Below are 24,828 nucleotides of genomic sequence, written 5' to 3' on the forward strand. Positions count from 1 at the left end.
GCATGCTTGTTACATATGACCAAATCATTGACGCACTGGTTCAGACGATTCAAATGACGGTTTTCTCGCTTTTATTTTCAAGCGTGATCGGCATTCCGCTCGGCATTTTGCTGGTTGTCACAAGGAAGGGGCATCTGCTTGAAAATCCGGCAGTTTTTACGGTTGTCAATATGATCATTAACATTTTCCGTTCCGTTCCGTTTATCATCTTGATGGTTGCTTTAATTCCGGTGACAAGGCTGATTGTGGGGACGTCCATCGGCACATCGGCAGCGATTGTTCCCCTGACTTTTTATGCGGGGCCTTACATCGCAAGGCTCGTCGAGAACTCTCTGCTTGAAGTCGATCCGGGAGTCATTGAAGCCGCTGAAGCAATGGGAGCGACTCCGCGGCAGATCATCTTCCGGTTTCTGATTCCGGAAGCGCTCGGTTCGCTTGTGCTGAGTTTTACGGTGGCAACGGTCGGATTGGTCGGAGCGTCGGCGATGGCTGGTGCGATAGGCGCCGGCGGTCTTGGGGATTTGGCGATCACATACGGCTACCAAAGGTTTGACACGCTGACGATGATCATCACGGTTGCAATTCTCGTCATCGTTGTGCAGGGATTGCAGACATCCGGAAACGTTCTGTCCAAAAAATTGAGAAGAAGATAAATAGAGAGGGAGACAGCTATGATGAAAAAGTTCACATTTATTATCATTTTACTGCTGCTTGCGGGAGTGATCGCGGGGTGTGCGGCAGACTCTGATGCGAAAACCATTAAAATCGGCATCAGCGGAACGGATACAAGAATCTGGGACTTTGTGAAGAAAAAAGCCGAGAAAGAAGGCTTAAAGCTTGAAATCGTCAAATATTCTGATTATGTTCAGCCGAACCAGGCTTTGGCGGGCGGTGACATTGACGCCAATGCATTTCAGACGATATCTTACTTTAATGCATTCAAAAAGGAACGCAATCTTGAACTTTCGCCGATCGGCACAACGATCATCGCTCCGATGGGCATTTATTCCGAGAAGTATGATTCGCCTGACGATATACCAAACGGCGCGGAAATCGCTGTTCCGAGCGAAGCGACGAACATGGGCAGAGCCTTGCTCCTGTTGGAGTCCGCCGGCCTGCTTCAATTAAAGGACGGATTTGACGGAAACGGAACGCTTGATGCGATTAAAGAAAATCCTAAAAAACTCAAAATCACAACGGTGGCCGCAGAGCAAACGCCGCGCGTGCTTCCCGACGTCGCTGCATCTGTTATCAACAACGGCATAGCGGTTGACGCCGGCTTCCATCCTGTCAAAGATTCGATTAAACTGGAAGACGAAACAGCGACACCGTACATCAACATTATTGCGGCCAGAACAGAAGACCGGGACCGTGAAGATTTGAAAAAGATCGTTGAGCTGTACCAATCAGACGATACCGCTGAATTGATCAAAAAAGAGTTTGACGGTGCACAGCTGCCGACTTTTGTTCCACTGAAAGACATCGGCGAATAAAATGTCAGTCGCGCAATTGATTCCAGGGTCATATATTGAAATACATCGATAATTCCTACTTGACCAATCAGGTTTGTTGTACTATAGTTTTTAAATGTAAAAAATTCTGGGGGTGCTTTTGTTACCATGACATTATTTGTTGTTATTAATATTATCGTCATGCTCGGCCTGATGGCGCTCCTTTATATGATGCAAAAAAAACATGTTTCGTTTTCTAAGCGGGTATTTACCGCTCTGGGAATCGGCATTGTTTTTGGATTCGCTTTGCATTTTATATATGGTTCGTCTTCAGAAACGATTACGCAGACATCTGATTGGTTTAATATTGCAGGCGGCGGCTATGTGAAGCTTTTGCAGATGATCGTTATGCCGCTTGTATTCATCTCGATTTTGGGTGCTTTTACAAAGCTTAAACTGACGCACAATATCGGAAAAATCAGCGGATTGATCATCGGCCTCTTGATCGCGACGACAGCTGTCGCTGCTGCGGTGGGAATCGCGTCCGCACTTGCTTTCGACCTGCAGGCTGTCCATGTGGATCAAGGCCAGGCAGAGTCAATGAGAGGGGCGGAACTCGAACAGAAATCGCAGGACATGGAAGCCAAAACACTTCCACAGCAAATTGTCGAGCTTCTTCCGGGGAATCCGTTTTTAGATTTTACGGGAGCAAGACCGACATCAACGATCGCCGTTGTTATTTTTGCGGCTTTCCTTGGAATCGCGTATCTCGGGGTCAATCGAAAACAGCCTGAACAAGCTGAGCTTTTCAAAAAGATGGTTGATGCCGTGTATGCGATCATTATGCGTGTAGTGACGTTGATTCTGAGGCTGACGCCTTACGGTGTATTGGCGATCATGACAAAAACGATTGCAACGAGCGATCTCGACAGCATTGCCAAGCTCGGCAAATTTGTCATCGCTTCATATGTGGCGCTGATCGTCATGTTCATCATTCACCTGCTGCTCATTACATTCAGCGGTTTAAATCCTGTCACATACTTGAAAAAGGCGTTTCCGGTCCTTGTATTCGCGTTTACATCTAGATCAAGCGCAGGCGCTTTGCCGCTGAACATTAAAACACAGCGCAGCCTCGGTGTTCCCGAAGGCATTGCAAACTTTGCCGGTTCCTTCGGACTGTCCATCGGACAAAACGGATGTGCCGGAATTTACCCTGCAATGCTCGCGATCATGATTGCGCCGACGGTCGGACAAAATCCGCTTGAGCCGTCATTTTTGTTCACGGTTATCGCTGTTGTTGCGATCAGCTCTTTCGGAGTGGCAGGCGTCGGCGGAGGTGCGACATTTGCAGCGCTTCTCGTCCTTTCGGCGTTAAATATGCCCGTAGCGCTTGCTGGACTGCTGATTTCGGTTGAGCCGCTCATCGACATGGGGCGTACGGCTCTTAATGTCAGCGGCAGCATGACGTCAGGACTTGTCACAAGCAAAGCAACAAATGAACTTGAAAAAGACACGTACCAAGACCGTACTAATATCATTGAAGCAGAAGTGTAAAAGAAGAACGGCCCGCACAGCTTGATTGCTCGTGCGGGCCGTTTTTTATGAATAGCTTTGGTCGTTATCGAACATCGTCTGGTTTGCAGTCTGATCGTTCATGACATTAACCGGGGCAGTCATATGGCTTGATTGATGCTGGTCGTTTGCCGTATGGCCTGACTGGCGATGTTCCTGTGACTGTCCTCCGGAATTGAAAGCCTGTTTGATCATGTCAGCCGGATTCATCATCATCTGGTTTCGGCCGTTACCTTGCTGTCGACCTCCCATGCCCTTCGCGAACATGCCTGTCAATCTTTTGCGGATTTCGGGAGAAAAAGCCGCGGTCAATGCAGCTGATCCTAAAACCAATACAGCGGGATGGATGCCTGATCTTCTTCTAAACAAAGGGTCAACCTCCTTTTTACGTATACCATCCCCAGTCCTGATCGGTTTTATTCTTCAAGCTGTGCCGCGAGATATAAGCGGTTACTTTCGAAAAATTCGAAAATTTTATGGTAGGCTTTTATTTTATTTTCTGTTTTAGAAAAACCGTGCCCTTCATTTTCCAAAACAAGATACTCAATATTCCGCCCCATGGCTTTCAACCGATCGACGACCTGATCGGACTCTTCCTTTACCACGCGGGGATCGTTTGCGCCTTGGATGATCAGCATCGGCTGAGTCATATTCTCCAGGTATGTAACAGGAGAATCGGCTTTCAGTTTTTCATAATCCCGCTCAGGGTTGCCGACCCATTTTTCCATCATCGGCTGCCAGAAATCCGGTACGGATTCGACAAACGAAAACAGATTGCTGACTCCGCATATATCGACGACGGCGCGGAAATACTCTGGATGCCTTCCGTGAAGCAATAGCGACATATACCCTCCGTAGCTGCCCCCCATTAAAAAAAGTTTTTCGCGGTCCGCAAGCTTTTGATCGATAAGCCAGTCGATGCCTGCAGTCATATCGAGGCGCGGTCCGTCTCCCCAATCTTGTTCAACCATTTTAAAGAAGGAATAGCCGTAATTCGCTGATCCCCTGAAATTAGGGGCGAATAACTGGTAGCCCATTTTCGCAGCGAGTTGAAAGAGATCATAGAACATAAAGGTTTCTGCATCTTGCGGTCCGCCGTGCGGCCAAATAATCGTCCAGCCGTTCGCTTCTTCCGGGCCCGGCTTAAACAGCAGCCCTTCTATTGCGAGACCGTCAAAAGAAGGATATGTCACAACCTCCGGATATGACAGCTCCTGTTCGGAGAAACCCGGAACCGAATGTTTCGTTAATTGCCGCCATTTCGTCTGTCCTTTCGTTAATACATAGAGATTAGCCGGCCTGGTCGGCGTTGAGCCGAGAATGTACAGCGTGCCCGAAGAGGCGCAGTGTATTTTCGAAATGGATGTGCAAGGGCAGTCCACCTCCCGGCTTCCTCCTGTTGCTGTGTTGTACTCATACATCACCTCTTTGACGCCTTTTTTTCCAATCAGATAAAGGAAAGTTCCGCTCGGATCAGCGTGGATGGCTGTTAAATCAGTTTTGTCAATCGAAAGCACCGGCGCAAAAATACCGGATGAAACGTTGTACAAGGCAAGGTATGAAAACTCGGCTTCGTAGTTTGTCGTGACGAATAACCGATCATCAGATGCAAAGCGGGAAGAATAAACCATATGAGGCAGCGTCTCATCGGGGACGATTCCTGTCGTCACACCTTCAGCGGTATGGATCATGCAGACATTGTGGCTGTTGACATAGTAGACATGGATGCTGACGGCTTTCTCGCCCGGGCTTACATCAGCCAGTATTGAAGTTCCGTCTTTTCCTTCAAAAATAAGCTCTTCTTTTTCAGCGAGACAATCGTATCTGTATGTATTTAAAAATGTCGGATTGTCCTTTGTGGAGGAGTAGTAAACGGCGTTTTGGACAGGGATGGGCTCGAAGTGGCGGTCCGTTTGATTTCCGTTTAATGAATGGAACGACCCGTTTTTTGACGAAAGCTTGTACAGTCCGCTTTGTTCGTTTCCGTCATGGTCAAAACCGGCATAGAGAATAGAGCCGTCGGGATTGTAGGCGATTCCTTTTGCATCCTGATTCAAGAATGACAGCTGGTACGGGTATGCATCGGGAAGATCCATCGCCCACAGGTTTGATGTTCCGTTGAGATTTGTATCAAAAACAAGCTGCGTCTCATTGGGATGTACCGCAAAGTCTTTAATTCGCAGCACATGCAAAATGCTTTTTGCTTTTTCCATTTTATATACACCTCCGGATTTATTTGGGTATTTTTACATTCAATAAGATCATAACAAAAGTCGCGTATAAAAAATATGCTTTAGACAAATAAATAACACGAAAAAGAAAAAAACTATACGTCAATCATTAAAGGAGGCAATTTTAATGTTCAGTATGAAAAAAGGCGCGATTGTTGCTTTGCTCCTTCCGTTTTTGTTCACAGCCGGATGCGGCATGGCAAACCAGGGGGCGGATAACAACCGTCGCAACCAGGACAATGCGCTTCAAAATGTAACAAACAGAGATAACGACCGCACGAATGTCAATGACGGCAGAAACGTCAACGACCAAATGAATGTGACAGACAACCGCGATGCCAATCGGAACAATAATAATATGGAAGTGGCGGATAAAGCTGCAGACAAAGTGACGGAACTGAAAGAAGTCAGAAGTGCAAACGTCATTACGACAAACCGCAACGCTTATGTAGCGGTCGTTTTGAAAGGCAATCCGAAAGGCGACGTAACGAATGAGCTGAAAGGGAAAATCTCGAAAAAGGTTAAAGAAGCAGACAATAACATTAACAATGTATTCGTTTCGGCAAATCCTGATTTTGTTGACCGGATGACAAATTATGGCGACAGAATCCAAAATGGCGAACCGATCGAGGGCATGTTTGAAGAATTCGGTGAAACGATCAACAGAATTTTCCCGAATCAAAGATAATGAAAAGCCGCAATGAGCGGCTTTTTTTGTTGGCTGCTTTTCATACAGGCCACTTCCTGAACCTTTCCGCATAGTGTGTAGTACAGAGAAGCACATCGCGGAGGAGGGATGATATGTGACGGGAGAGATGAAAGCAGCCTTTATTTTAATTATGGCGGGCACTCTATCCGCTTTGTTATTGGCCGTTTTTGTCGTGTTCAGCCAAGAGAGCCCTGAGGCAGCTGTTCTTTCTGGGAAAAAAGAAAAACTGAAAGAATCGCTGAAAATGCTTAAATATGAAAGTGTCAGCATTTATTACGCTAAAGAAGATAGGACGATCCTGGAGCTGACAAAGGAGACGCTTCGGGATGCAGCTGACTTGAATCGGGAACTGTTTGCGAGTCCTCTTCAAGACAGCGTTGATTTGATCTTTTTTTCAAACCGCGATGATATGGAGTCATTTTCAAAATTAAAGGATATCACCGGATTTTACTCAAATGATATGCGGATGATCGGGCTGTTGCTCGAGGAGAAAAAGCATCTGAATAGCAGCGAGGGATTCGCCGTCTTCCTGTACAAACGGGTGCTGATACATGAGTATACCCATTATGCTTTTCACGTCAAGCTGAGAGAACTGAATGCCGACCCGGCAGCTTATCCGCTTTGGTTTCACGAGGGAGTGGCGGAATGGGTTTCTGCGCACGACGCCGTAGAAATCCGGACTTTGCCGTCAGCCGTTCCGTTGAGCAAGCTGAAGACCGACAGGCAATGGCAAAAAGCACGCTTTGGATATGAAACCGATATTTATTTGCAAAGTTATTATTTGATCGAAGAGCTCGTGGAGAAAAAAGGAAGGGATGTCATCCTCGACATGATCGAGGAAACGGCTGCTCGGGGAAGTTTTGAAGACGGATTTAAGGCCGCCGTCGGTCAGTCTTTACTGGGCTTTGAAAAAGAATTCAAACGGAAATATGAAGCGAAAAAAACGGCACGGAACGTTTCTCTTCCGTGCCGTTTTCATTATCAATGAATAGGTCTCTGCTGCCCGTTCGGAGGCATTTGCGGCTGACCTTGCACCGGAGCGAATGCTGAAGTCATCTTCTGCATGTCTTGCGGTGCAAGCTGAGGAACTTGATAGTACCCGTGTTTGTTCTGATAAAGGAAAATTTCATAAGCCATTTCGATATAGTGAGGAATCTGGTCTGCCAGAACTCTTCTGCAGACAGGGTTTGTCACTTCGGGAGCCGCCATGGCCAATGCCGAACAATTGGTTTTCATCAAGCCGAGCATAAAGCTGCTGATACAGGCGTCATCAATCGCCTGCACGGATTGCTTCGGCTGTTTTGGCTGGGCATCTTTTAACCCGTAGACAAATTGGCGATCCTCTTTCATCATATACGTTGCCGTTTCCTGACTCGGCTTTTGCCCCGTTCTGAAACATTCTGTCGTGATGTTGTACTGAGACGAAATAAACCGGTGCTGCCGGTCCAAAATATCGAGCAGCTCCGGATCTTTGACATGCTCTCTGAACATCATATATTGCTCAAGAACGCCGATCATACCGGACAACACTTCATGCATGTCAAACACTTCGTGGCCCCCGTGATTCATATGCTGCATTCCTTCATTGCCTTGATTGATTTGCATTTGCGGCTGGTTTTGCTGTTCCACTCTAACGTATCCTCCTTAAATGTAATTCAACTATTATATTTCGTTTTTGCCGTCATGTTTATTCAAAAAAGGAATAATCGATAAACTGGATTTAAAGGGATTTTATTCTAACCGTCGAATAGTTTAGTTCAGAGAAAATATTATGGGGGTCTTGTGTTCAAAGACAATATATCATCTCATTGGTCGAAAGTGGAAATGAGGTCATTTTGGCGTCAAACTGAAAAAAACTGAGGATCAGGAGAGGAAATTCTGGCCGGTTTTGAGATCCCTCGTACCTTTGTAAACGGAGCACATATATGCCGGGCGATGATGAAATGTTCATGCATGCTTCATGCTTCCGGCAGTTAAAGGAATTCGGTGAGTGGATGGATGTTTGATATCCGAAAAAACAAATGAGCCGAAACAGGTCGGATTCAAATAAAGGCTGCCGGAAGAAGAATAAAAGACGGATGTCGGTCTTGTGTTCATGCACTTTTGTTTAAATATGGACTGAAAAACAATCGATTTGCAATGCCCGGGTGGATATCGGCATGAAGAACTTTGGCATTTAAAGAAGGTGCCTGCAAACTTTTTATTGCCCCTGCGCGATCTGTAAAGGATTCTCCCTCCGTAAATGATTTCAGCTGCCAATCATCATGAAAATGCAAAAAAGGTGTTTTCCTTTTTGATTTTGCACTTAGAAAAGGAGGAGTTTTGTAATGCTGGGCTCAAGTGAGACGGTTGGAAAAATGTCAGGTTTATTTGGTAATGATTCTGTGTATCCGAAGGTGCAAACAGAAGTATATAAAAAAATCAATGAACTGAGTGGTTTTCATAGGCTGGATGATATTTATCTTTCCTTGATCGACCAGTATATGTTTCCTTGTCTGATCCTGAATGACCGGGGAGAAATTGTCGCGTCCTCAGAAAGTGCCGATCAATATTTGAAAAGTTCAAAAGGCAACATTCATCAAGCTTTTCCCGCGAGCTTATCCGTGCAGGTCAATGCCGCTTTACAGAGGGCAAAAAAAGAGAAAAAAGTGTCGTTTAAAAACGTTCCGATTTATTTAAGCGGAGAACTATCCTTTGTTCATTTGACATTAAAAAGTTTCTTCCGCCAGTATCACAAGCTTTATGTGCTGTTTATCGAAAAAGCAAAAGAAGAGGCTGCCCGCGCGCCGGTATCCGGCGGAGAGGACGGCCAGCTTCATCTCCAACATCTGTACCGGACGGTAAAAGAGCTCGAAGCGTCCAACGACGCTTTGGTGTCCGCCAATCAAAAGCTTCAGGAAGAAAACAAAAAATTAACAGCGCTAAACAGGGCGTTTGAAAAGAAAGTGAATGAGCTGAACACCCTTAAAAATGATCTGAACAATCTGCTGACGAGCACGAACATCGCCGCCGTTTTTTTGGATCAGGAATTGAAATTGAAATTATTTACGCCAGAAGCCGCCAATATGTTCGACCTGAAAAAGGAGGACCTTTCAAGGCCTGCCGATAAGCTGACAGAGAGGTTCAACTATGAGGAGTATGCCGATGACTTAAAGCGGACGCTTTATGAAAACAAGACGGTCGTAAAAGAGTTCGAAATGCCAAACGGCGGCTGGTATGCCGTGAAAATGATGCCTTATTATGCTTCGGGGAAAAAGATTGAAGGCATTGTTGTCACGTTCACGAATGTCACTGAACTGAAAAAGACAAACGAGGCCCTGCACATCAGCTCACAGGCTATTGATCAAAGTCCGGCCAACATATTGCTCACTTCGGTCGACGGTTCGGTTACTTATGCAAACAAACGCTTCTGCCGGATGCTCAGAAAACAACAAGATGACATCATCGGCAGGGATGTATTTGACATTTACCGCAAGCATTTTCACTGTGATGATCTCCATCGCTACTGGAAGCACGTCCTTGATAAGAAACCATGGTCAGGGGATCTTCATTACCAGGATGGGGAGCAGCAGGACAGGTGGGAGCAAACCTCCCTTGTTCCTGTGGAGGACAGCGTAGGGAACGTGCATCAGGTGATGCTGATATCCGAGGACATTACAAACCAAAAGCGGTCTGAAAAAATGCTTATGAAATCGGAAATGCTGTCAGCGGTCGGGCAGCTCGCTGCCGGGATCGCTCATGAAATACGGAATCCCCTCACATCTCTGAAAGGGTTCCTCCAGCTGATGATCCAGTCTAAAAAATATCAAAAAGACTATGCGGAAGTGATGATGTCCGAATTCATCAGGCTTGAAGCGATTATCAACGAATTTCTCGTATTGGCCAAAACAAAATCGACTACATTTGATCCGGTTCAGGTCAACTCGATTGTTGAAGATGTCTGCATGGTATTGGAGTCGCAGGCCGTGCTGAACAATGTGCGGATCGAGAAACAGCTGAGCGGAGATCTCCCTGAGATTCTTGCTGTATCAAATGAACTGAAACAGGTTTTCCTCAACATATTAAAAAATGCGATCGAGGCGATGGAGGATGCTGAAGGCTTTATCACAATACGTTCCTACTTTGAAAAAGACAGCGTATTCATCACCTTTGAAGATCAGGGAAAGGGCATCTCAAAAGATGTGCTTGAAAAGCTTGGGGAGCCATTTTATACAACGAAGGAAAAAGGAACCGGGCTCGGATTAATGGTTACATTTAAAATTATTGAAAATCACGGCGGAAGCATTCATTTTGAAAGCGAGGAAGGAAAAGGAACGACCGTAAAATTGAAGCTTCCGATTAAAGAATGAGAATACGGTCATCCCTGTTCTCATTCTTTTTTGAAAATTTTACAAAAAAATTATATGTTCTTTATCATTATCAGATAAACTTGACAGGAAGCAAAAAACGGGAGGCGAATATATGGTCAATGTTCTAAAGTGTCGTTTTTTAGCTGGTTTGACGATCACCCTTATGATGATTGCGTCTTTTTTAGCGCCGTTTGCGGACGTATCGCGCGCTTCAGAAACGATTACCGTAGAAGAAGCGATTAAGCACAACGAAGGGCATGCAGCCGTTGAAGGGTATGTCGTCGGGCATACTGTGTCGAGCGGCCATTATCGTTTCAGCGGAAATTTCGCCAACGATTATAACATCGCAATCGCAGATAAAAAAGAGGAAACATCACCTGAGAACATACTCCCCGTGCAGATACCCGCATCTTTCAGAGACCAGTTCGGTTTAAAGACAAACCCTCATCTCATCGGAAAAAAACTCATCATTGAAGGCGAACGCTCTACATATTTTAATTCCCCCGGTTTGAAATCCGTTCAATCCATCACATTTTCCGGAGGCGATGCGCCGCCAGTCCAGCCGGAGATCAAAACGATAGCCGAGGCGCGCAAGCTTTTAAATGAAACGGTCAAAATCAAAGGAATCGTCACTGCGGATCAAGCAGCTGTCGGAGGAGGAAAACTGTCCACATTTATTCAGGACGACACGGCGGGAATCAATATTTATTCCGCTGTACAAGGCGATTTTCCAGAGCTGAAAGAGGGGATGTCTGTCTCGGTCACAGGGAAGATCACGACATTCAAAGGTTTGACAGAAATTGTTCCTGTACCGTCAGGCATTGAAGTAACCGGAGAAGGAGCGGCACTGCCTGACCCTGTTCCGTTGACCATTAAAGATGTGCTCGATCACGGAACGGCAGCTGAATACGAAGGCCGGCTTGTGAAGATGAAAGGCTTTATTGAAACAAAGCCGGATGCGCCGGCAGGCGGCGGCTATAATATCACGATGATCGATGAAAACTATCATCCGCTCACACTAAGGGTGATGGAACAAACGAACGCCGCCGAATCGATAGAACAAGGACAATGGTACGAAATTACCGGCGTGTTAAGCCGTTATGATACGGTGCAGCTTCTGCCGAGAAAGCAGGACGACCTTCAGATATTAGACGGCGTCGCGCATCCTCCCCCCGCTGCTGAAGGGGAATACGAAAGTGTTGTCGAACGAGTTGTTGACGGGGATACGATCCACTTAAAAGAGCCGGTTCTCGGATCTACAAAAGTCCGCTATGTCAACATAGATACAGCCGAAACTTATCATACGCCGAAAAATGAATTAGATGAAAACCAGCTGAAACATGGAAACAAGGCGAAGGAATATTTGCAGTCTATATTGGCTCCGGGAGACAAAGTCACTGTGAAGGTGGGCAAAGAAGCAAAAGACAGCTACGGCCGCCTGCTTGCCCAAGTCATCACTGAAGACGGCGTCAATACGAATTTGCAGCTTGTCCAAAAGGGGATGGCTGTCACCTATTTCATTTGGCCGATTGGAAGCGATGAAGACTATCAATTGTTTCAAAGCGCCGTCAAAAAGGCGAAAGACGAGAAAATCGGCATTTGGAATCCCGCTGATCCCCTCCTCGAAATGCCGTTTGAATTTCGTGCCAGGGAGCAAGGCAAAGGGCTGACGCGGCACGTCGGAGACTCTGCGGAAAAAACGTATGTCGTGCCTGAAAAGTGGCGAGAGATTCCGGTGGAAAGACGAATTTTCTTTACGACGGCTGAAGAAGCGGAAGCTGCAGGCTATTCGAAAAAAGAGCAAAGCGGCAATATTCCGCTGCGTCTGTTAAGCATGAATGATCTGCATGGAAAGATCGATCAGCAATATGAGCTCGATCTAAACGGCGATGGCCGGACGGATGGAACATTCGGCAGGATGGATTATGCAGCAGCATTAATCAAAGAAAAAAAATCCGAACGTGAAAATACGCTGATCGTCCATGCAGGCGATATGATCGGAGGAAGCTCGCCGGTTTCTTCCCTGCTTCAAGACGAACCGACAGTTGAAGTCATGGAGGAAATCGGATTTGACATTGGAACCGTCGGGAACCACGAGTTTGATGAAGGGACCGAAGAGCTGCTGCGCATGTTGAACGGCGGCGAACACCCTGAAGGGAAAGGGACAAAAGGTTATGACGGACAGAATTTCCCGCTTGTCTGCGCCAATTGCAAGTTGAAAACAAGCGGGGACAGCTTTCTTCCTCCATATGAAATCATTGAAGTTGAAGGAGTGCCTGTCGCTTTTATCGGCGTCGTGACACAGGCGGCTGCCAATATGGTCATGCCCGAAGGGATTCGCTCAATTGAATTTACAGATGAAACAAAGGCCGTCAACCAGGCTGCAAAAGAATTGAAAGCGAAAGGGGTCCGGGCGATAGCGGTGCTCGCCCATATGACAGCTTCCCAGGACGGCGGAGTTGTGACCGGTGAATCAGCCGAACTTGCCAAAAAAGCAGATCCCGAGATCGATGTTATCTTTGCCGGCCACAATCATGAAGTGGTCAACGGCCAAGTCAATGATATTTTAATCGTTCAAGCATACGAATACGGGAAGGCAATCGGTGTTGTCGATCTTGAAATCGATCGGGAATCGAAAGACATTGTTCAAAAGAAAGCGGAAATCGAATATGTGAATCAGGAAAAGCTCAAGCCTGATCCGGCGGTCGGTCAGATACTGGATAAATATGAGCAGATGGTTGCGCCGATCATCGGTGAGAAAGTCGGTGAAGCAGCGCACGACATGGCCGGCGGCTATTCAAATGACGGAGACACCCCTCTTGGGAATCTGATTGCTGACGGCATGCGGCACGCGATGAATTCAGATTTCGCATTGATGAACGGGGGCGGGATCCGCCAAGATTTAAAAAAAGGAACGATTACATGGGGAGACTTATTCAATATCCAGCCTTTCGGCAATGTACTCGTCAGGCTTGAAATTAAAGGCAGGGATTTATACGATATTATAGACGCACAAATATCCCCATCATATGGCCCGGATTACTCGATCAGCGGCTTTACCTACACATGGGACCCGAAAACAAATAAAACCGCGGATATCTTTCTTGAGGACGGAACGCCAATTGATTTAGACCGGACATATACGCTGACCGTAAACAACTTTATGGCATCTGCTTCGGGCAGCAAGTATTCGCCGATTTCCCGGCTTGGAAAAAATTCGGTCACAGGGCCGGAGGATATCGAAGCCACAGTAGAATTTGTCAAAAGCTTTAAAGAACCGATCGCTTACGCTGCCGAAGGACGAATCAAAAAATTAGCAGAAGATGATTCGCGTCCGGGAGAAGAGCCAGCTGATCCTGATGATGAAGAAAAACCCGGAAGCGGAGGCGCTGATCCGAATGACGAAGAAAAACCGGCTGGAGATAAGGGCGATGGAGAAAAACCCGGCTATGACAGCGGAGAAAAGCCGGTTCATGGCGATACGTCAAAGAGCGGAGCTGCTCCTGTTGCAGGCGTGACGATCGGTGAAGGGGCGGATGCGCCGGAGGAGAAGATGGACGGTCTGTCAAATGATGCGTTTCTGTCAGATTCGCGTGAAGAGCACAAGCTGCCCGATACGGCGGCCTTTTACGGCGGTTTCCTTTTGTACGGCTTCCTGACATTTATGTTTGGAGCGATTCTTTATATGCGGAAAAGGGGTATTGCAAAACTATGAAAGTCAAGATGTTATCGTTTCTGCTTATGACGGCGGGGCTTGCCATTTTTGCATACGGCGGCTGGAAAATATTCGATATGAACAGACAGACCGATATTTCTTTAACTGCAGCAAAAGAAGCCATTGCATCGAGTCAATCCGTCCGTTCAGCAAAGCATCCCTCAGCGCCCGCATCGTTTAAACCCGACAACGGCGAAGCGGCAGGCATCCTCCATATTCCCAGACTGGACGCTGAGCTTCCCATCGTTGAAGGAACCAGTCCCGATGATTTGAAAAAAGGTGTCGGTCATTATAAAGACAGCTATTATCCAAAACAAAACGGGCAAATTGTTCTTTCGGGGCACAGGGATACGGTTTTTCGCAGAACAGGAGAGCTTGAAATCGGAGATAAGCTGAAAATCGAGCTTCCATACGGAAGCTTCGAATATGAAATCACACACACGAAAATTGTTGATCAAGATGATACATCCATCATCACGCTGCAGCACGAAAAAGAAGAACTGCTGTTAACGACATGCTATCCGTTTTCTTATGTCGGAAATGCGCCTGAGCGCTATATTATGTATGCAAAACCGCTTTAAGGCTGTCCTTAATGGACAGCCTTTTTTATGTTTAATCAATCGTGCCGAACAGTCGTCCGATTTCGTCTTTCAAGTCATTCGGCAGCGGTGCTGTGACAGTGACGGGTTCTTTTGTGATCGGATGGGTGACATTGATTTCGATCGCGTGAAGAGCCTGCCTCGGAAAAAGCCCCTCTGAACCGCCGTATAAAGTGTCGCCTGACAAAGGATGACCGATGCTTGCAAGGTGAACACGTATTTGGTGGGTTCGGCCTGTCTCCAGCTGCAGCCTGCATAGTGTAACATCGTGCCGGCTGTCATACTCTTTCGATTCAAAATGGGTCACGGCGGGCTGTCCGGAATCGGACACCCTTCTTCTGACGGGGTGGTACCTGTCTCTGCCGATCGGCGCCGAAATGGTTCCTGTTCTTTTTCTGAATTTCCCTTCCGTTACAGCTAGATATGTACGCGACAGTTCTTTTCTTTGCAGCTGTTCGTCTAAAAGGGCGTGGGCGAGGCGGTGCTTTGCAAAAACGACAGCGCCGCTCGTATCCTTATCAAGACGGTGGACGTGCCGGACTTTCCGCTCCTCGCCGTTCATTTGAAAATAAAACGCCACAAGGTTGCTCAGCGTGCCGATCTGGCCAGCTTCATTCGGATGTGTCGCCATTCCCGCCGGCTTATTGACAATGAGCATATGATCATCTTCAAACAGAACGGGAAGTTCCCCGTATTCAGGGACGATTCCGCTTTCTTCCTCCTCCCTGAGATCGATCATCACGCTGTCTCCGCTCTCAAGCCGAACGTTATGATCTACGGGTTTATGATTCACTTTAATTTTCTCGTTTGCGACCCAGTATTGAATGACAGGCTTCGATGCTTTCGCTTCTCTTTTTAGAAATGCAAATAAATGTTCGCCGTCATGCCGGCTGCCTGCACTAAAGATTAAGCCGTGGTTTTTTTGGTTCATTTTTACTGCTCCTTTCTGTAAAAAGCGTTCAGCCATTAGGAAACACTTACCTTCACAGCCCATTGTTTATGTATGATATTCTGATTGAAGAGATTTGAACAAGGGATGAAGGGTGATCAATTTGCGAATTGTAAAGGCAGCAACTGAAGAACAAGAAATTTATATAGAAGAGCTTGTATCAGAGCTGTATCAAATATTTCCATTGTACTTGAATAAACAAAAAATAAAAGAACTTAAAAAGCAGGGCATGCTTGAATTGAAAGAGGATGAATACAAAGGAACGCTCGATGAGGCGTTTCAGATTATGACAAGCCTGCAATTGATCCATGCCTTATTAACTAAGGCGAAGCGCCGGTGGATGCTGAAAGACCGTGATTTGTTCGATAAAAACTGCCTCAAGCTGAATGACTGCGGTTTGTACTTCCCTCTGACATCCGCCGACTTTCATATCGTGAATACCGAGAATAAAATGCTGATGTAAAATCGGCTTTTGCCTGAATTGAAGAGCTTGTTCCGTTTTCGGAAAAGCTCTTCTTTTTATGAAAAGATGATATAAGAAATAAGCGGAAAACACAATGAAATGGTGCCAACTTCCTTTTTAGCATGTGCGCGACCTGTACATACTAACAATCGAAAGGGGTGCAGTCTATTGACGACAATCAGCAATGCAATGTCTAAGCAAGTGGCGACAATTTCTTCCAATCAAACGGTTCAAGAAGCGGCTGAGTTGATGAGCCGTCATAATATAGGGGCGATCCCGGTCGTAGATCAAGGCGTGTTAAAAGGAATGATCACAGACCGTGATATCACACTCAGAACGACAGCGGAAGGCCAGGATGGACAGACGCCTGTTTCAAACGTGATGACAACAAATGTTGTTTCAGGGAATCCGAACATGAGCCTTGAAGAAGCATCACAGCTGATGGCTCAAAGTCAAATCCGCCGTCTGCCGATCGTCGATAACAACCATTTAGTCGGGATTTTGGCGCTCGGGGATCTGGCGGTAAACGAAATGTCCAACGAATCTGCCGGACAGGCGCTTACGAACATCTCCACTCCGGCACGGACTCAGTAAGAACGGAAGAGCTTGCCTCTTACAGCAGGCTCTTCTTCATTTATACATACCGGTTTTTAGTGTCTTCTCTTTTCAAGGGGCGGCAAGAAGGATACAATGAATGGTGCAAACAGTCAAAAGGAGTTGGGCTAAAGCGCGATGATTAAAGCAGTGATTTTTGATTTTGACGGTCTTATTTTAGATACAGAAACGCATGAATATGAAGTGCTCCAGGAAATTTTTGAAGAACACGGCTCAGAGCTGCCTATGTCGGTTTGGGGAAATGTCATCGGCACGGCCGCCGGATTCCAGCCGTTTTCTTATCTGGAGGAACAGCTGCAAAAAAAGCTGGACCATGAGCAATTGACGAAATTGAGGCAAGAGCGTTTTACGAAAAGAATGGAAAGCGAAAAAGCGCGTCCCGGTGTGGAAGCTTATTTGTCCGCGGCGAAAGAGCTCGGTTTAAAAATCGGCTTGGCGTCAAGCTCGGATTATAAATGGGTGTCCCAGCATTTGAAACAAATCGGCCTGTACGATGATTTCGAGTGCATCAGAACGGCCGATGATGTTGAGGAAGTCAAACCGAACCCGGAACTCTATTTAAAAGCGGCGGAATGTCTCGGTGTGAAGCCTGAGGAGTGCATTGCATTCGAAGATTCTGTCAACGGATCAATCGCCGCGAAAAGAGCCGGAATGAAATGTGTGATTGTACCGAATAAAGTAACGAAAAGCCTGCTGTTCGAGCATTATGACCACCGTTTGGAATCAATGGCGGAAATGGAGCTTGAGCAGCTGATCGAAATAATTTCCAATCCATCATAAAGAAGGCAGAGGAGGAATGGGACGTGTCTGAAAAACTGGATCTTTCCCGCTTTGAAAAAAAGATTGTCATCCGCAATATTGAAGAAAAAGATATCGACAGCATCATCGGGCTTCAAGAGCTATGTTTTCCGGGAATGATCCCATGGAAACGGGAACATCTGGAAAGCCATTTGGAACACTTCCCGGAAGGCCAGTTTTGCGCAGAGCTTGACGGAGAAGTCATCGGTTCCTGTTCAAGCCTGTTGATCAACTTTGATGAATATGATGACAGACACACATGGCAAGATATTACAGACGACGGGTATATTACGAATCACAATCCCGACGGTTTAAACATGTACGGGATCGAGGTCATGGTTCATCCTGAATACAGACGGATGAAGATCGGCCACCGTCTCTATGAAGCGCGTAAAGATCTGGCAAGGCGCTTGAATTTAAAGAGCATTATCATCGGCGGCAGGATTCCGAACTATCATAAGTACGCTTCCGAGATGACGCCGAGGGAGTATGTCGAACAAGTCATCCACCACCAGATCTATGATCCGGTTCTTTCGTTTCAACTGTTGAACGGATTTACGATGATGAGGATCAATCCGAACTATCTCCCGGATGACAGAGCATCAAGCAAATATGCGACATTGATGGAGTGGAATAATGTCGACTACTTGCCGCAGACGAAGCGCTATTACAAATCAGCTTTTCCGGTGAGAATCTGTGTGATTCAATATGAGATGAAGCAGATTCATTCCTTCGAGGAGTTTGCCAACCAAGTCGAATACTATGCAGACGTAGCTTCAGACGCGGGAGCGGATTTTGCCGTCTATCCCGAAATCTTTACGACGCAGCTGATGTCGTTTCTTGAAGAGCGTTCACCGAGCCTGGCTGTTCAGCGGATCACCGAATATACAGAAGACTATATCAGCCTGTTCACAGATCTTGCCGTTAAATACAATGTCAACATTATCGGCGGTTCCCACTTCGTTGAAGAAGAAGGGAAGATCTACAATATCGCTTACTTGTTCAGAAGGGACGGAACTATCGAAAAGCAATATAAGCTTCATATTACCCCGAATGAACGAAAATGGTGGGGCATCAGCAGGGGGGACGAGGTGCGCGTCTTTGACACAGACTGCGGCAAAATCGCGATCCAGATCTGCTATGACATCGAGTTCCCGGAGCTCGGCAGAATCGCAACCGAAAAAGGGGCCAAGATTATTTTCACCCCTTTCTGCACGGAAGACCGCCAAGGCTATTTGCGAGTCAGATACTGTGCTCAAGCAAGAGCGGTTGAAAATCAGGTGTACACGGTTATTTCCGGTACGGTCGGCAATCTGCCGCAAACCGAAAATATGGATATCCAATATGCACAATCCGCGATTTTTGCTCCTTCAGATTTTGAATACGCAAGGGATGGAATCGTCGGAGAATGCAATCCGAACATTGAAATGGTGGTCATCGGCGATGTCGACCTGGAAATTCTCAGAAGGCAGCGGCAGGACGGAACCGTCCGGCAGCTCAAGGACAGACGCCATGACATCTACCGGATTCATTATCAAAAATAGCAGATTCGTGTGCCGGCCGTTTTAGGCCGGCTTTTTCATGTTGACTTTTATCTTTATTTTTCATATATTGTAACTATTAAAAGGAGGTGGAAAAGATGAATCAAACTGGTAAGCGTATGACGGATATGCAAGCTCATCTGTATATTTGTCGCGCGATTTTTTCCGGGGAATGCGTATTACGGGATCAGTCTGCCCTTTTTTACACATTCAATTGGAAAAAATACCAGTGAGAGACATCTGCCCACAATCGGATTTTTGATGCTGACGGCGGGGTGTAAGCTCTGCCGTCTTTTTTTATGCTCGGTGTCTCTTTACGGAGTGCGGAGGAAAAATAGATGATGATATGCAGTTTGCAACATGTCGGGCAAACATACGGAGGACATACGATTTTCAGCGGGCTGTCATGGGACCTGCACCAAGGGGAGCGAATCGGTCTGATCGGACGAAATGGGGAAGGGAAAACGACGTTGTTGAAGCTGATCGGCGGCCAAGCGAAACCTGATGAAGGCCTTGTGACTTGGAAAAAAGGATTATCAACGGGGCTCTTGGAGCAGAATCCCGCATGGGACGGCAGCCAAACGGTAAAAGAGCTGCTGTATGATGTTTTTTCGTCATTATGGGACACACAGCAGAAGCTTTCCCGGATTGAACGGCAATTGGCCGTTGAAAAGGACGAGGAAAAACTCAGTCTTCTTTTGGAAAAGTACGGGGCTTTACAAGATGAATTTCAACGGAAAGGCGGCTACGGCATCAGTGCGCAAATCGAACGGGTAGCGCACGGCTTAAATATCGAGCGGCTACTCGATGCCGAGTGGCGGGAGTTAAGCGGAGGAGAACGGACGAAAGCGGGTCTTGCCAGGCTTCTCTTGGCAGCTCCGGATCTGCTTTTGCTGGATGAACCGACAAACCATTTGGATTTGACAGCGATCGAATGGCTGACGTCTTTTTTAAAGCAGTACAAAGGCACAGCAGTCATTGTATCGCATGATCGCTATTTCCTGGATGAAGCGGTCACCTCAATTCTTGAAATCGACCAGGGAGAGCTTCACTTTTCCAAAGGCAGCTATACACATTATGCCGATGAACGGGAAGAGCGCCTCATGAGAGAATTTCATGACTATCAGGATCAGCAGAAGAAAATCAAAAAAATGAAGGAAACGATCAAGCGGCTGAAGGAATGGGCGAATCGCGCCAATCCTCCGAATGATGGCCTGCACCGGCGAGCCAAAAGCATGGAAAAAGCTTTGGAGCGCATGGAGAAGGTGAAGAAACCCGTACTGGAACGCAAAAAGATCGATTTAGCTTTCAGCATGGATGAACGAAGCGGAAAAGATGTCGTCAGGCTTGAGGATGTCTGCAAAAGCTTCGGTGAGCGGTTGCTTTTTGACAATCTCAGTATGCATGTCCGTTTTCAGGAGCGCGCCGCCATCGTCGGAGAGAACGGCAGCGGCAAAACGACGCTGCTCAACATCATTAGCGGAAAGGAAACACCGGACAGCGGTGACGTGCAGCTTGGCAGCAATTTATCGGCCGCATATCTGACGCAGCATGTCGGCGAAATGGAGGAAGAGCGCACGGTTTTAGCCGAATTCCGTGAACATGTTTCTGCATCAGAAGGCGAAGCCAGAATGTTGCTTGCAAAGTTTTTGTTTTTCGGCCAATCCGTCTTTCAAAAAGTGAAAAATTTAAGCGGAGGCGAACGGATGCGGCTTCGCTTGGCCCAGCTCGTTCACCAAAACCATAATGTGCTGATCCTCGATGAGCCGACAAACCATTTGGACATCGAATCGAAGGAGATGCTTGAAGAAGCATTAAGCCAATTTCAAGGGACGATTATCGCAGTTTCGCACGACAGATACTTTCTTGACCGGCTTTTCAATGTCACCTGGTGGCTTGACGGCAGAAAACTCGTCAAGTATGAAGGGAACTATACATTCGCAAGAGAGAAGCGGCGGCAGGGTTGACACATTTTTATCACATTTGATAGGATATTGCTACAGTTATAGAAGGCAAAAGCAATGGAATGTATGCACGGACTGTATATATTCTCTTTCGATATCTTAATTCTGCTTGATTTTGTTGTATGGGTATGCATACAAGTTAGGCAGCATTCAAACGCCTGGTTGACACAGGTTATTTGAGTGCTGCCTTTTTTTATTGTCTTTCTGCCATAACTGTGAGAAAAGAAGAAATAATGGAGGTTTTAGTATGGCTTTTCGAAAACCGGATGAAATAGCGGATGCGGCAATTGAAGCAGGAATGAAAAAAATACAGCTCTCGCTGCCGTCTCTGCTTGTATTGGGGTTTTTAGGCGGCGCATTTATCGCGCTTGGGTACTTGCTTGATATCAGGGTAATCGGCGACCTGCCGAAAGAATGGGGAAGCCTGTCCAGCCTGATCGGAGCTGCCGTATTTCCTGTCGGTCTGATCCTTGTGGTGCTCGCTGGCGCTGAATTGATCACAGGGAATATGATGTCCGTTGCGATGGCTTTATTTTCAAGAAAAATATCACTGAAACAATTGGCGGTTAACTGGGGAATCGTTACGATTATGAACTTAATCGGGGCACTGTTTGTTGCTTACTTTTTCGGACATTTGGTTGGATTGACTGAAACAGGTCCTTATTTAGAAAAAACGATCGCCGTTGCACAAGGGAAACTCGATATGAGCTTCGGCAAGGTTCTCATTTCCGGCATCGGCTGTAACTGGCTTGTATGTCTTGCTGTATGGCTTTCTTTCGGCGCACAAGACGGAGCAGGGAAGATCCTTGGCATCTGGTTCCCAATTATGGCTTTTGTCGCAATCGGATTTCAGCACGTTGTCGCCAACATGTTTGTGATTCCCGCAGCCATTTTTGCAGGCTCGTTCACATGGGGGCAGTTTATCGGAAACATCATTCCGGCTTTTATCGGCAATGTCATTGGCGGATCCGTGTTCGTCGGTCTCATTTATTTTATTGGATACTACAAGAAAGACCGCTCCAGAAAAGAAATGAAGCGGGTATCATAAACAAAGGGCAAACATACAAATGCCGTCCGTTTTTGGAAAAAGATGATGATGAAATGGGATTAGGCGGGTGTACTTCAAAGTAAGAAAAAAGCAACGGAGGCTGAACAGCATGACAATGAGACAGCAGAATGTGATACACAAGGAAAAGCTCATGGCTCATTCAGCCTGTGGAAGAATTCGTGTCCTTCCTTACCAATGCTTTTCGCACGCATTAAATCGGAATAGACGGACATCCGCGACTCCCCGCAGGCAGTAGAGACAATGTATGTCTTCTTTTGTCTGCGGTTTTTAATTGCCCGCGGCAGAAGGAATGATGCCCTTTGAAAGGACAGTGAAAAAGACAGTTGCATTCGCCTAAACCAGCAAGACCGAAAGGCTGCCGGTCATATAAAAATCCTGAAACATGCCCATTGCTTGAGCACTGCCAAGATCAAAGAACCGCCAGAAAGTCATCATCCGACATGTACGGGAGGCCCGCAAAATCGTTTGTCTGTTTCAGGGGAAACGGAATGTGAGTGAACAAGTTCTCCTTACAGCCGCATCCCAGTACATGAAGAAGATTGCCGCATACCTAGCCAAGCAGGGCCGGGTATGCGGGATCTCTTTTACTGCAAACGGGCTGGAAACACCGTTGAAAACAAACGGAATTTTCTATATGATTGATAGTATTAATGAGAACGGTTATACATAAAAAGAAGGTGCATCATGGAGTTTGTGCTTGTTTTACTGCCGGTTTTCGGGATATTTGCGATCGGGTTCATCGGACAAAAGCTGCTTCATTTTGATATTCAGAACCTATCTAAAATGTCCCTGTATTTAATGTCTCCGTTTTTAGCGTTTGATACGTTTTATGAGAACAAGCTGACGATGGATTATATCTATATGTCTGTCTATTGTCTCGGCCTCTGTTTCATTTTGATTCTATTTGTCTACCTCATTTCATATGTTCACGGGTATTCCAATCAGGAGCGATGCGCTCTCGTTTTATCATCCGCTTTCATGAATAACGGAAACTACGGCACTCCCGTCGTCCTGCTTGTCTACGGCACGGCCGGGCTTGATATCGCCGTTGTGCTGATGGTGCTTCAGCAGCTTGTCATGAGCACGATCGGCATATATTATGCAGCGAAAGGAAGCCCTGAAGCGGGCGGATTTAAAATTGTGATGACAAGGGTTATCCGGATGCCGGTCGCATACGGTGCCCTGCTCGGCATATGCTTTCAGCTGGGGCATATTTCGATTCCCGAACAGTTAATGACGGGAATTAAATTGGTGGGGGACGCCGCGATTCCGACGATTATGATTATTCTCGGCATGCAGCTTGCGGTGATTTCCTTTCAACATATCGAATACCGGAAAATTTCTTACTCGCTTTTGCTGAAACTATTCGTGTCTCCGCTCATTGCCTTGGGGTTTGCGCTGATTCTTCCCGTCGACGGGCTGGTTAAACAGATCATGGTGTTGGCGGCGGCCATGCCGACAGCGGCGAATACGACTTTGATGGCGGTGCAGTTTGAAACAAAGCCGGAAATCGTTTCAAGCGCGACGTTTATCAGTACAATGCTCAGCATCGTCACCCTTCCGGTCGTGCTGTGGCTGCTTTCATTATGGGGCTGACCTCTTTTTTCGGTCAAAACCAAAAAACGGCGGCTGAGGACTGGCAAGCCGCCGTTCCCCAGAGGTTACCCGCCTATTTGCAATGCGATATTTCCAAACTGTTCCCCGTCTTTCATCCGTTTAAAGGCTGCAACCGCTTCTGATAAAGGAAACACTTGATCAAGCACCGGCTTAAGGGAATGGCGTTCGATAAAATCAATCATTTGCCGAAATTCTTCGAGGCTGCCCATCGAAGTACCGATGATGCTGATCTGCGGGAAAAAGAGCGAGCGCAGCGGAAGCTGGATGCTGTCTCCCGAGCTGGCGCCGAAATTGATGATCCTTCCGTTCGGCTTGATGACATCGAAATAATTCGCAAAAGTTGCCGGACCGATGCTGTCGAGGATTAAATCAACCCGTTCCCCGCCCAAGCTTTCTTTCCACAGACCGCGGCTTTCAATTGCGAGATCCGCCCCATAGCGGAGCGCTTCTTTTCTTTTTTCTTCGCTTCGGGAGGTTACAGTCACCCGCGCGCCCGCTGCCTTTGCCATGAGCACTGCATTTGTGGCGACGCCTCCGCCGACTCCCGGTATTAAGATGTGTTCGCCTTTTTTTAAATGTCCTTTCGTAAATAAAGCCCTGTAAACGGTCAGAGCGGATAAAGGCAAGACGCCTGCTTCCTCCCAGGAAAGGTGCGCTGGTTTTTTCAACACGTGCTTCGCCGGGACGATGACATGCTCTGCGAAGGTTCCGTCAGATGGGCCGCCGAGAATGTCGGGTACTTGCGGAACAGAATCCGTATATTCCCAGCCGATGCTCGGATTGATGATCACCTCTGTATGAACGGCGAGGCCCTGAACGCCTTCGCCTGTCTCTTCGATCGTGCCTGCTCCGTCGGAGCCGGGTATAAATGGGGCATCACCCGCCTCCCTGGATTGAAAGAGGAACAAGTCACGGTGGTTCAGTCCGGCCGCTTTAAGTCTGATTTTGACTTCACCCGGACCGGGCGTTTTGTCGGAAACGTCTGTATATTTCAGTCCTGAAAGGCCCTTGATTCCTTCATGGATGATCGCTTTCATAAAAAATTCCCCCATTCGAGTTGGTTGTGTTAAATTATGGACATGACTGAAGGTAAATGTAAAATGATTTGCCCGGGGACCGTGAGAGGCTTTATAAAGGATTGCAATGAGGCGGAAATTCCATTAGTGTAATACAGAAGCAAGATAGC

At 46.8% G+C, this 24,828-nt stretch carries 21 protein-coding genes; 16 read left to right on the forward strand and 5 right to left on the reverse strand.

Going from position 1 to position 24,828, the window contains the following annotated elements:
- Positions 1 to 2 precede the first annotated feature (2 nt).
- The 3 genes from CP943_RS05415 (at position 3) to CP943_RS05425 (ending at position 3,005) form a co-directional block, all read left to right on the forward strand.
- Entirely contained in the window at positions 3 to 653 is a 651-nt protein-coding gene (locus CP943_RS05415; protein ID WP_020450685.1) for a methionine ABC transporter permease, read from the forward strand.
- Positions 654 to 674: 21 nt separating this feature from the next.
- Entirely contained in the window at positions 675 to 1,493 is an 819-nt protein-coding gene (locus tag CP943_RS05420) for a MetQ/NlpA family ABC transporter substrate-binding protein (protein WP_025811844.1), read from the forward strand.
- A gap of 126 nt (positions 1,494 to 1,619) precedes the next feature.
- Positions 1,620 to 3,005 (forward strand): L-cystine transporter, encoded by a 1,386-nt coding sequence (locus CP943_RS05425; protein WP_020450687.1) that lies wholly within the window; start codon positions 1,620 to 1,622, stop codon positions 3,003 to 3,005.
- A 45-nt stretch (positions 3,006 to 3,050) separates the two neighbouring features.
- Here CP943_RS05425 and CP943_RS05430 read toward each other — a convergent pair whose 3' ends face one another.
- Positions 3,051 to 3,392: a hypothetical protein gene (locus CP943_RS05430; RefSeq protein WP_025811843.1), complete on the reverse strand. Its 342-nt coding sequence runs from the start codon at positions 3,390 to 3,392 to the stop codon at positions 3,051 to 3,053.
- 47 nt (positions 3,393 to 3,439) lie between these two features.
- The gene (locus CP943_RS05435; RefSeq protein WP_095289852.1) at positions 3,440 to 5,236 is read right to left on the reverse strand and encodes a S9 family peptidase; all 1,797 of its coding nucleotides are present in this window, start codon (positions 5,234 to 5,236) and stop codon (positions 3,440 to 3,442) included.
- Positions 5,237 to 5,381: 145 nt separating this feature from the next.
- Between CP943_RS05435 and CP943_RS05440 the strand changes: the two genes are divergently transcribed.
- Both CP943_RS05440 and CP943_RS05445 read left to right on the forward strand, forming a co-directional pair.
- Positions 5,382 to 5,942 carry a YhcN/YlaJ family sporulation lipoprotein gene (locus CP943_RS05440; protein WP_095289854.1) on the forward strand — a complete coding sequence of 187 codons (561 nt, stop codon included), beginning with the start codon at positions 5,382 to 5,384 and terminating at the stop codon, positions 5,940 to 5,942.
- Between the two features lie 115 nt (positions 5,943 to 6,057).
- Positions 6,058 to 6,951: a hypothetical protein gene (locus tag CP943_RS05445; protein ID WP_105980834.1), complete on the forward strand. Its 894-nt coding sequence runs from the start codon at positions 6,058 to 6,060 to the stop codon at positions 6,949 to 6,951.
- Here CP943_RS05445 and CP943_RS05450 read toward each other — a convergent pair.
- Positions 6,945 to 7,592, reverse strand: coding sequence for a spore coat protein (locus tag CP943_RS05450; protein WP_020450692.1), 648 nt, complete (start codon positions 7,590 to 7,592; stop codon positions 6,945 to 6,947). The two genes, CP943_RS05445 and CP943_RS05450, sit on opposite strands and share 7 nt — an antisense overlap.
- Positions 7,593 to 8,290: 698 nt before the next feature.
- Between CP943_RS05450 and CP943_RS05460 the strand changes: the two genes are divergently transcribed.
- The 3 genes from CP943_RS05460 to CP943_RS05470 all read left to right on the forward strand — a co-directional run bounded on the left by CP943_RS05460 (position 8,291) and on the right by CP943_RS05470 (position 14,608).
- Positions 8,291 to 10,312, forward strand: coding sequence for an ATP-binding protein (locus CP943_RS05460; protein WP_095289858.1), 2,022 nt, complete (start codon positions 8,291 to 8,293; stop codon positions 10,310 to 10,312).
- A 112-nt stretch (positions 10,313 to 10,424) separates the two neighbouring features.
- Positions 10,425 to 14,027, forward strand: coding sequence for a 5'-nucleotidase C-terminal domain-containing protein (locus CP943_RS05465; RefSeq protein WP_105980835.1), 3,603 nt, complete (start codon positions 10,425 to 10,427; stop codon positions 14,025 to 14,027).
- Positions 14,024 to 14,608, forward strand: a complete 585-nt coding sequence (locus CP943_RS05470; RefSeq protein ID WP_023856493.1) for a class D sortase — start codon at positions 14,024 to 14,026, stop codon at positions 14,606 to 14,608. Before CP943_RS05465 ends, CP943_RS05470 begins: the two co-directional genes overlap by 4 nt.
- A gap of 31 nt (positions 14,609 to 14,639) precedes the next feature.
- On the opposite strand, the gene CP943_RS05475 is transcribed toward CP943_RS05470, so the two are convergent.
- Complete coding sequence (locus CP943_RS05475) at positions 14,640 to 15,557, reverse strand: RluA family pseudouridine synthase (RefSeq protein ID WP_105980836.1); 918 nt, start codon at positions 15,555 to 15,557, stop codon at positions 14,640 to 14,642.
- Positions 15,558 to 15,669: 112 nt separating this feature from the next.
- Here CP943_RS05475 and CP943_RS05480 point away from each other — a divergent pair, with 112 nt between their 5' ends.
- From CP943_RS05480 to CP943_RS05515, 8 genes are all read left to right on the forward strand, one after another.
- Complete coding sequence (locus CP943_RS05480; RefSeq protein WP_105980837.1) at positions 15,670 to 16,038, forward strand: DUF5365 family protein; 369 nt, start codon at positions 15,670 to 15,672, stop codon at positions 16,036 to 16,038.
- Between the two features lie 189 nt (positions 16,039 to 16,227).
- The gene (locus CP943_RS05485; RefSeq protein WP_373367315.1) at positions 16,228 to 16,632 is read left to right on the forward strand and encodes a CBS domain-containing protein; all 405 of its coding nucleotides are present in this window, start codon (positions 16,228 to 16,230) and stop codon (positions 16,630 to 16,632) included.
- A gap of 138 nt (positions 16,633 to 16,770) precedes the next feature.
- Positions 16,771 to 17,433 (forward strand): HAD family hydrolase, encoded by a 663-nt coding sequence (locus tag CP943_RS05490; protein WP_105980838.1) that lies wholly within the window; start codon positions 16,771 to 16,773, stop codon positions 17,431 to 17,433.
- Positions 17,434 to 17,456: 23 nt separating this feature from the next.
- Positions 17,457 to 18,995, forward strand: a complete 1,539-nt coding sequence (locus tag CP943_RS05495) for a bifunctional GNAT family N-acetyltransferase/carbon-nitrogen hydrolase family protein (RefSeq protein WP_105980839.1) — start codon at positions 17,457 to 17,459, stop codon at positions 18,993 to 18,995.
- Between the two features lie 335 nt (positions 18,996 to 19,330).
- Positions 19,331 to 20,959, forward strand: coding sequence for a ribosomal protection-like ABC-F family protein (abc-f, locus tag CP943_RS05500; protein WP_105979131.1), 1,629 nt, complete (start codon positions 19,331 to 19,333; stop codon positions 20,957 to 20,959).
- 244 nt (positions 20,960 to 21,203) lie between these two features.
- On the forward strand, positions 21,204 to 22,004 hold the full coding sequence (locus CP943_RS05505; protein WP_105979130.1) for a formate/nitrite transporter family protein: 801 nt from the start codon (positions 21,204 to 21,206) through the stop codon (positions 22,002 to 22,004).
- A 511-nt stretch (positions 22,005 to 22,515) separates the two neighbouring features.
- Complete coding sequence (locus CP943_RS22955; protein WP_023856501.1) at positions 22,516 to 22,695, forward strand: hypothetical protein; 180 nt, start codon at positions 22,516 to 22,518, stop codon at positions 22,693 to 22,695.
- Positions 22,696 to 22,709: 14 nt separating this feature from the next.
- A complete protein-coding gene (locus tag CP943_RS05515) occupies positions 22,710 to 23,621 on the forward strand; it encodes an AEC family transporter (RefSeq protein WP_020450706.1) in 912 nt (303 codons plus the stop codon).
- Between the two features lie 65 nt (positions 23,622 to 23,686).
- Here the strand turns inward: CP943_RS05515 and CP943_RS05520 are convergent, their stop codons facing one another.
- The gene (locus CP943_RS05520; protein ID WP_105980840.1) at positions 23,687 to 24,679 is read right to left on the reverse strand and encodes a quinone oxidoreductase family protein; all 993 of its coding nucleotides are present in this window, start codon (positions 24,677 to 24,679) and stop codon (positions 23,687 to 23,689) included.
- Between the last annotated feature and the right edge of the window lie 149 nt (positions 24,680 to 24,828).

It is taken from the genome of Bacillus paralicheniformis, from assembly GCF_002993925.1.
GTDB classification, from domain to species: domain Bacteria; phylum Bacillota; class Bacilli; order Bacillales; family Bacillaceae; genus Bacillus; species Bacillus paralicheniformis.

Excerpts from the sequence above, each read along its gene's own strand:
- CP943_RS05465 (WP_105980835.1), top strand. The coding sequence starts at position 10,425 with ATGGTCAATGTTCTAAAGTGTCGTTTTTTAGCTGGTTTGACGATCACC.
- CP943_RS05460 (WP_095289858.1), top strand. The coding sequence starts at position 8,291 with ATGCTGGGCTCAAGTGAGACGGTTGGAAAAATGTCAGGTTTATTTGGT.
- CP943_RS05425 (WP_020450687.1), top strand. The coding sequence starts at position 1,620 with ATGACATTATTTGTTGTTATTAATATTATCGTCATGCTCGGCCTGATG.
- CP943_RS05515 (WP_020450706.1), top strand. The coding sequence starts at position 22,710 with ATGGAGTTTGTGCTTGTTTTACTGCCGGTTTTCGGGATATTTGCGATC.
- CP943_RS05420 (WP_025811844.1), top strand. The coding sequence starts at position 675 with ATGAAAAAGTTCACATTTATTATCATTTTACTGCTGCTTGCGGGAGTG.
- CP943_RS05470 (WP_023856493.1), top strand. The coding sequence starts at position 14,024 with ATGAAAGTCAAGATGTTATCGTTTCTGCTTATGACGGCGGGGCTTGCC.
- CP943_RS05490 (WP_105980838.1), top strand. The coding sequence starts at position 16,771 with ATGATTAAAGCAGTGATTTTTGATTTTGACGGTCTTATTTTAGATACA.
- abc-f (WP_105979131.1), top strand. The coding sequence starts at position 19,331 with ATGATGATATGCAGTTTGCAACATGTCGGGCAAACATACGGAGGACAT.
- CP943_RS05485 (WP_373367315.1), top strand. The coding sequence starts at position 16,228 with ATGTCTAAGCAAGTGGCGACAATTTCTTCCAATCAAACGGTTCAAGAA.
- CP943_RS05520 (WP_105980840.1), bottom strand. The coding sequence starts at position 24,679 with ATGAAAGCGATCATCCATGAAGGAATCAAGGGCCTTTCAGGACTGAAA.
- CP943_RS05505 (WP_105979130.1), top strand. The coding sequence starts at position 21,204 with ATGGCTTTTCGAAAACCGGATGAAATAGCGGATGCGGCAATTGAAGCA.
- CP943_RS05415 (WP_020450685.1), top strand. The coding sequence starts at position 3 with ATGCTTGTTACATATGACCAAATCATTGACGCACTGGTTCAGACGATT.
- CP943_RS05440 (WP_095289854.1), top strand. The coding sequence starts at position 5,382 with ATGTTCAGTATGAAAAAAGGCGCGATTGTTGCTTTGCTCCTTCCGTTT.
- CP943_RS05475 (WP_105980836.1), bottom strand. The coding sequence starts at position 15,557 with ATGAACCAAAAAAACCACGGCTTAATCTTTAGTGCAGGCAGCCGGCAT.
- CP943_RS05435 (WP_095289852.1), bottom strand. The coding sequence starts at position 5,236 with ATGGAAAAAGCAAAAAGCATTTTGCATGTGCTGCGAATTAAAGACTTT.